2 protein-coding genes are annotated in these 5,265 nt (G+C 74.6%); both read left to right on the top strand.

Going from position 1 to position 5,265, the window contains the following annotated elements; all coding sequences use genetic code 11:
• The coding region (locus NP777_RS46445; RefSeq protein WP_256656250.1) for a condensation domain-containing protein at window positions 1-1,961 on the top strand (1,961 nt) is incomplete at its 5' end.
• On the top strand, window positions 1,958-5,265 hold a 3,308-nt coding region (locus tag NP777_RS46440; protein WP_256656249.1), incomplete at its 3' end, for an amino acid adenylation domain-containing protein. The genes NP777_RS46445 and NP777_RS46440, both read left to right, overlap by 4 nt.

The raw sequence follows: 5,265 nt of genomic DNA, 5'->3' as shown, positions 1-5,265 counted from the left end.
GCCCCGGCCATCGGCAGCTCGTCGGCTACATCGTGCCCGAGCCCGGTGCCGCGCGGCCCGACCCGCGGATCCTGCGCAAGCATGTGGCCGCCGCGCTGCCCGAGTACATGGTGCCGAGCGCGGTCGTGGCGCTGGACCGGCTGCCGCTGACCCCCAACGGCAAGCTGGACCAGAAGGCCCTGCCCGAGCCCGACCGCACCGCCGCCGCCCCGGGGCGCGCGGCGACCACGGCGCGCGAGGAGACCCTGTGCCGGCTGTTCGCCGAGGTGCTCGGAGTGGCCGACGTGGGCGTCGACGAGAGCTTCTTCGACCTCGGCGGCGACAGTATCGTCTCCATCCAGCTCGTCAGCGGGGCCCGCAAGGCGGGGCTCGTCATCACCCCGCGCGATGTCTTCCGGCACCGCACGGTCGAGGCGCTCGCGGCCGTCGCCCGCGAGGCCGAGGGGACGAGCCGCCCCGCCGCCGGGGACAGCGGCGTCGGCCCCATCCGCGAGACGCCGATCATCACCTGGCAGCGCGAACGGGGCGGCCCCGTCGACCGCTTCAGCCAGACCATGCTGCTGCGGGTCCCGGCGGACCTGGGGCTCACCCGCCTCCAGAACGCCCTCCAGACCGTGCTGGACCACCATGACGTGCTCCGGATGCGGCTGACCCGGCAGACGCCCGACGCCAGTTGGGTCATGGAGGTGCCCGAGCCCGGCGCCGTCCCGGCCGCGCCCCGCGTCACCCGGATCGACGTCGCGGGGCTGGACGGCGACGCCCTGTCCGAGCGCGTCACCGCCGAATCGGGGCGCGCCCTGGACCGGCTCGCCCCCGCGACCGGCGGCATGGTCGAGGCGGTCTGGTTCGACGCCGGGCCGGACCGGGCCGGGCGGCTGCTGCTCGTCCTGCACCACCTGGTGGTGGACGGCGTGTCGTGGCGCATCCTGGTGCCCGATCTGACCGCCGCCTGGCAGGCCGCGGGGGCGGGAGAAGAGGCCCGGCTCGAACCCGTGGGCACCTCGTTCCGTACCTGGGCCGAACGCCTCGCCGACGAGGCGCGGAGCCCCCGGCGCACCGCCGAACTCGAGCTGTGGGAGCGGATGACCGCCGCGCCCGAGCGCACCCTCGGCAGCCGCCCGCTCGACCCCGCCCGGGACACCGTGGGCACCGCCCGGTCCCTCACCCTGACGATGGACCCCGAGCGCACCACCGCGGTGCTGACCGAGGTGCCCGCCGCCCTGAGCGCGTCGGTCAACGAGGTCATGCTGACCGCGCTGGCCCTCGCGGTCACCGGCTGGCGCCGCCGGCGCGAAGGCGGCGACAACACCGCCGTCCTCATCGACCTCGAGGGCCACGGCCGCGAGGAGTTCGCCCCGGACATCGACCTCTCCCGCACGGTCGGCTGGTTCACCAGCCTCTACCCCGTGCGGCTGGACCCCGGCCGCCCGGACCGCGAACCGGCCCCCGGAACGGCCGCCCTGAAGCGCGTCAAGGAGCAGTTGCGCGCACTGCCGGACAACGGACTGGGCTACGGACTGCTGCGCCACCTCAACCCGCACACCGCGCGGGCCCTGGCGACGCGCCCCGTACCGCAGATCTCGTTCAACTACCTGGGACGCTTCGCGGCCCCCTCCGAGACCGGAGGAGCGGACACGGAGTGGACCGCCGACCCCCTGACGGACGTGCTGGGCGCCGGGGCCGACCCCGCCCTGCCGCTCGCACACTGCCTGGAAATCAATGTGCTGACACAAGACGGCGTGGCCGGGCCCCGGCTGGCCGCCACCTGGTCGTGGCCGGACGGCGTGCTGTCCGAGCCCGAGGTGCGCGACCTCGCCGAGGACTGGTTCACGGCACTGGACGCGCTGTCGGACCGGTCCGACCGGTCCGCGAGCGGTGGCTGGACCCCCTCGGACCTTCCGTTGGTGTCGTTGTCGCAGGCGGAGATCGACCTTTTGGAATCCGAGTGGAGGAATTCGTGACCAAGCCGGGACTTGCCGACGTTCTGCCCCTGTCGCCCCTGCAGGAGGGCATGCTCTTCCTCGCCCTCTACGACGAGCGGTCGGTGGACGCCTACACCGTGCAGCTCGGCTTCGACCTCGAGGGCGAGGTCGACCCGGCGGGGCTGCGCGCCGCCGGTGCCGCCCTGCTGCGCCGCCACCCCAATCTGCGGGCCGGGTTCCGGCACGAGAAGCTCAGCCGCCCCGTGCAGGTCATCCCGCACGAGGTCGAACTGCCCTGGCAGGAGGCGGATCTGCGGGACGGCTCGGACCAGGCGCGGCAGACGGCGCTGGACGAGCTGGTCGAGCGGGACCGCACCCGCCGCTTCGACCTCGCCGCACCGCCGCTGATCCGCTTCTCCCTCATCCGGCTCGCCGACGACCGGTACCGGCTGCTGGTCACCCTGCACCACATCCTGCTGGACGGCTGGTCCTTCCCCCTGCTGGTCGACGACCTCTTCGAGCTGTACGCGCGGCGGGGCGACGAGAGCGGCCGGCCCAAGGTCACCCCGTACCGCGACTACCTCGCCTGGCTGTCCCGCCAGGACCGGGACGGCGCGGCCAAGGCGTGGCGCACCGCGCTCGACGGCGTCACCGAGCCCACCCTGCTGGTGCCGGGCGCCGGTCAGCGGGTGGACCGGATGCCCGAGGAGTTCAGCCTGGAACTCCCCGCCGAGCTGACGGAGCAGCTGACGGCGCTGGCGCGGTCGCGGGGCTGGACGCTCAACACGGTGGTGCAGGGTGCGTGGGGTCTGCTGCTGGCGTCGCTGACCGGCCGTGACGACGTGGTGTTCGGCACCACCGTGTCCGGCCGTCCCCCGGAGATCCCGGGGGTGGAGACGATGGTGGGGCTGTTCATCAACACCCTGCCGGTGCGGGTGCGGCTGGACCCGGCCGAGTCGCTGGCGCGGCTGCTCGGGCGGCTCCAGGACCAGCACACCGAGCTGATGGACCACCAGCACCTCGGACTCACCCAGATCCAGCGGGAGACCGGCACCGGCGCGCTCTTCGACACCCTCGCCGTCTTCGAGAACTACCCCTTCGACCCGTCCGGTCTGGACCGGACGGTGGACGGTGTGCGGGTCTCCGGCTTCTCCGGCGCCGAGGCCACCCACTACCCGCTGAGCCTCATCGCCTACCCGGGCGAGCGCATCCGGCTGCGCGTCGGCCACCGCCCCGAGCTGGTCGACCGCGCCGCGGCCGAGACCGCCGCGGAGCGGCTCACCCGCGTCCTCGCGGCCGTCGCCGCCGACCCCGACCAGCGGGTGGCCGCCGTCGACGCCCTGGCGGCCGACGAGCGCGAGAACGTGCTCGTCCGGTGGAACGACACCGCGCACGAGGTGCGGCCCGGCACCCTCCCGCGGCTCTTCGAGGCCCGCGCGGCGGCCGTCCAGGACCACCCCGCCGTGGTCTTCGAGGGCGCCGAGGTCTCCTACGCCGACCTCAACGCCCGGGCCAACCGGCTCGCCCGCCACCTCATCGCCCGGGGCGTCGGCCCCGAGCGGACCGTGGCCCTGGCCGTACCGCGCTCGGTGGAGCTGATCGTCGCCCTGCTCGCCGTCACCAAGACCGGCGCCGCCTACCTCCCGGTGGACCCCGACCACCCCCGGGACCGCACCTCCTACGTCCTCTCCCAGGCCCGGCCCGCCCTGGTGCTCACCACCGCGGCCACCGCCGGGGACCTGCCCACCACGGCCGCGCCCGTCCTGGTCCTGGACGCGCCGGAGCAGGCCCGGGAGCTGGCGAACCACGCGGACACCGACGTCGCCGACGCGGAGCGCACCGCGCCGCTGACCCCGGACCACCCCGCGTACGTCATCTACACCTCGGGCTCCACCGGCCGCCCCAAGGGCGTCGTCGTGCCGCACCGGGGCATCGTCAACCGACTCGCCTGGATGCAGGGGCAGTACGGGCTGGCCACGGACGACCGGGTGCTCCAGAAGACCCCGGCCGGCTTCGACGTGTCGGTGTGGGAGTTCTTCTGGACCCTCACCGAGGGCGCCACGCTCGTCGTCGCCCGCCCCGGCGGCCACAAGGACCCGGCGTACCTCGCCGACCTGGTGCGCGATCAGGGCGTCAGCACGCTCCACTTCGTCCCTTCGATGCTCCAGGAGTTCCTCCAGGAGCCGGCCGCCGCGCGGTGCACCGGGCTGCGCCGGGTCATCTGCAGCGGTGAGGCGCTTCCCGACCCGCTCCGCGAGCGGTTCTTCTCCGTCCTGAAGGCGGAGCTGCACAACCTGTACGGGCCCACCGAGGCGTCCGTCGACGTCACCTACTGGCAGTGCGAGGCCGCGCACACACCCGGCCCGGTGCCCATCGGCCGCCCGGTCTGGAACACCCGGACCCTGGTCCTGGACGCCATGCTGCGCCCGGTCGCCCCCGGTGTCGCGGGCGACCTCTACCTCGCGGGCGCCCAGCTCGCCCGGGGCTACCTGGACCGGCCCGACCTGACCGCCGACCGCTTCGTCGCCGACCCGTACGGCCCGGCGGGCGGCCGGATGTACCGCACCGGCGATGTGGCCCGCTGGACGGACGAGGGGGTCCTGGAGTTCCTCGGCCGCGCCGACGACCAGGTGAAGCTGCGTGGCTTCCGTATCGAGCTCGGCGAGATCGAGGCCGCCCTGACCGGCCATCCGCGGATCGCCGCGGCGGCCGTCGTGGTCCGCGAGGACCGGCCCGGCGACCAGCGCCTGGTGGCCTACGTGGTCGCCGCGGATCCGGCGGACGCCCCCGACACCGCGGATGTGCGCACCCGGCTGGCCGCGGCGGTGCCCGAGTACATGGTGCCGTCGGCGTTCGTGTCCCTGGACCGGCTGCCGGTGTCCGCCAACGGCAAGCTGGACCGCAAGGCGCTGCCCGCCCCCGACGCCGTCACCGGCGGTACCGGACGCGCGCCGCGCACGCCCCGCGAGGAGATCCTGTGCGGTCTGTTCGCCGAGGTGCTCGGCGTGGACCGGGTGGGCCCCGACGACGACTTCTTCGCGCTGGGCGGGCACTCCCTGCTGGCCACGCGCCTGGTGTCGCGGATCCGCTCCGCGCTGGGCGTCGAGCTGGCGGTGGGCGCGCTCTTCGAGGCGCCCACCGCGGCCCGGCTGGAGACCGAGCTGGCCCACGCGGGCGACGCGCGGCCGGGGGTGCGCCCGTATGTGCGCCCCGAGGTGCTGCCGCTGTCGTACGCCCAGCACGGTCAGTGGGTGATCAACCGCATCGAGGAAGACTCCTCGGCGTACCACATCCCCTACGCCACGCGCCTGTCCGGTGTGTTGGACCGGGTGGCGTTGCGGGC

Origin of the sequence: Streptomyces rugosispiralis, assembly GCF_024505145.1 — a bacterium.
In the GTDB taxonomy this organism is placed as follows: domain Bacteria; phylum Actinomycetota; class Actinomycetes; order Streptomycetales; family Streptomycetaceae; genus Streptomyces; species Streptomyces rugosispiralis.
This window is presented reverse-complemented; position numbering and strand designations above follow the sequence as displayed.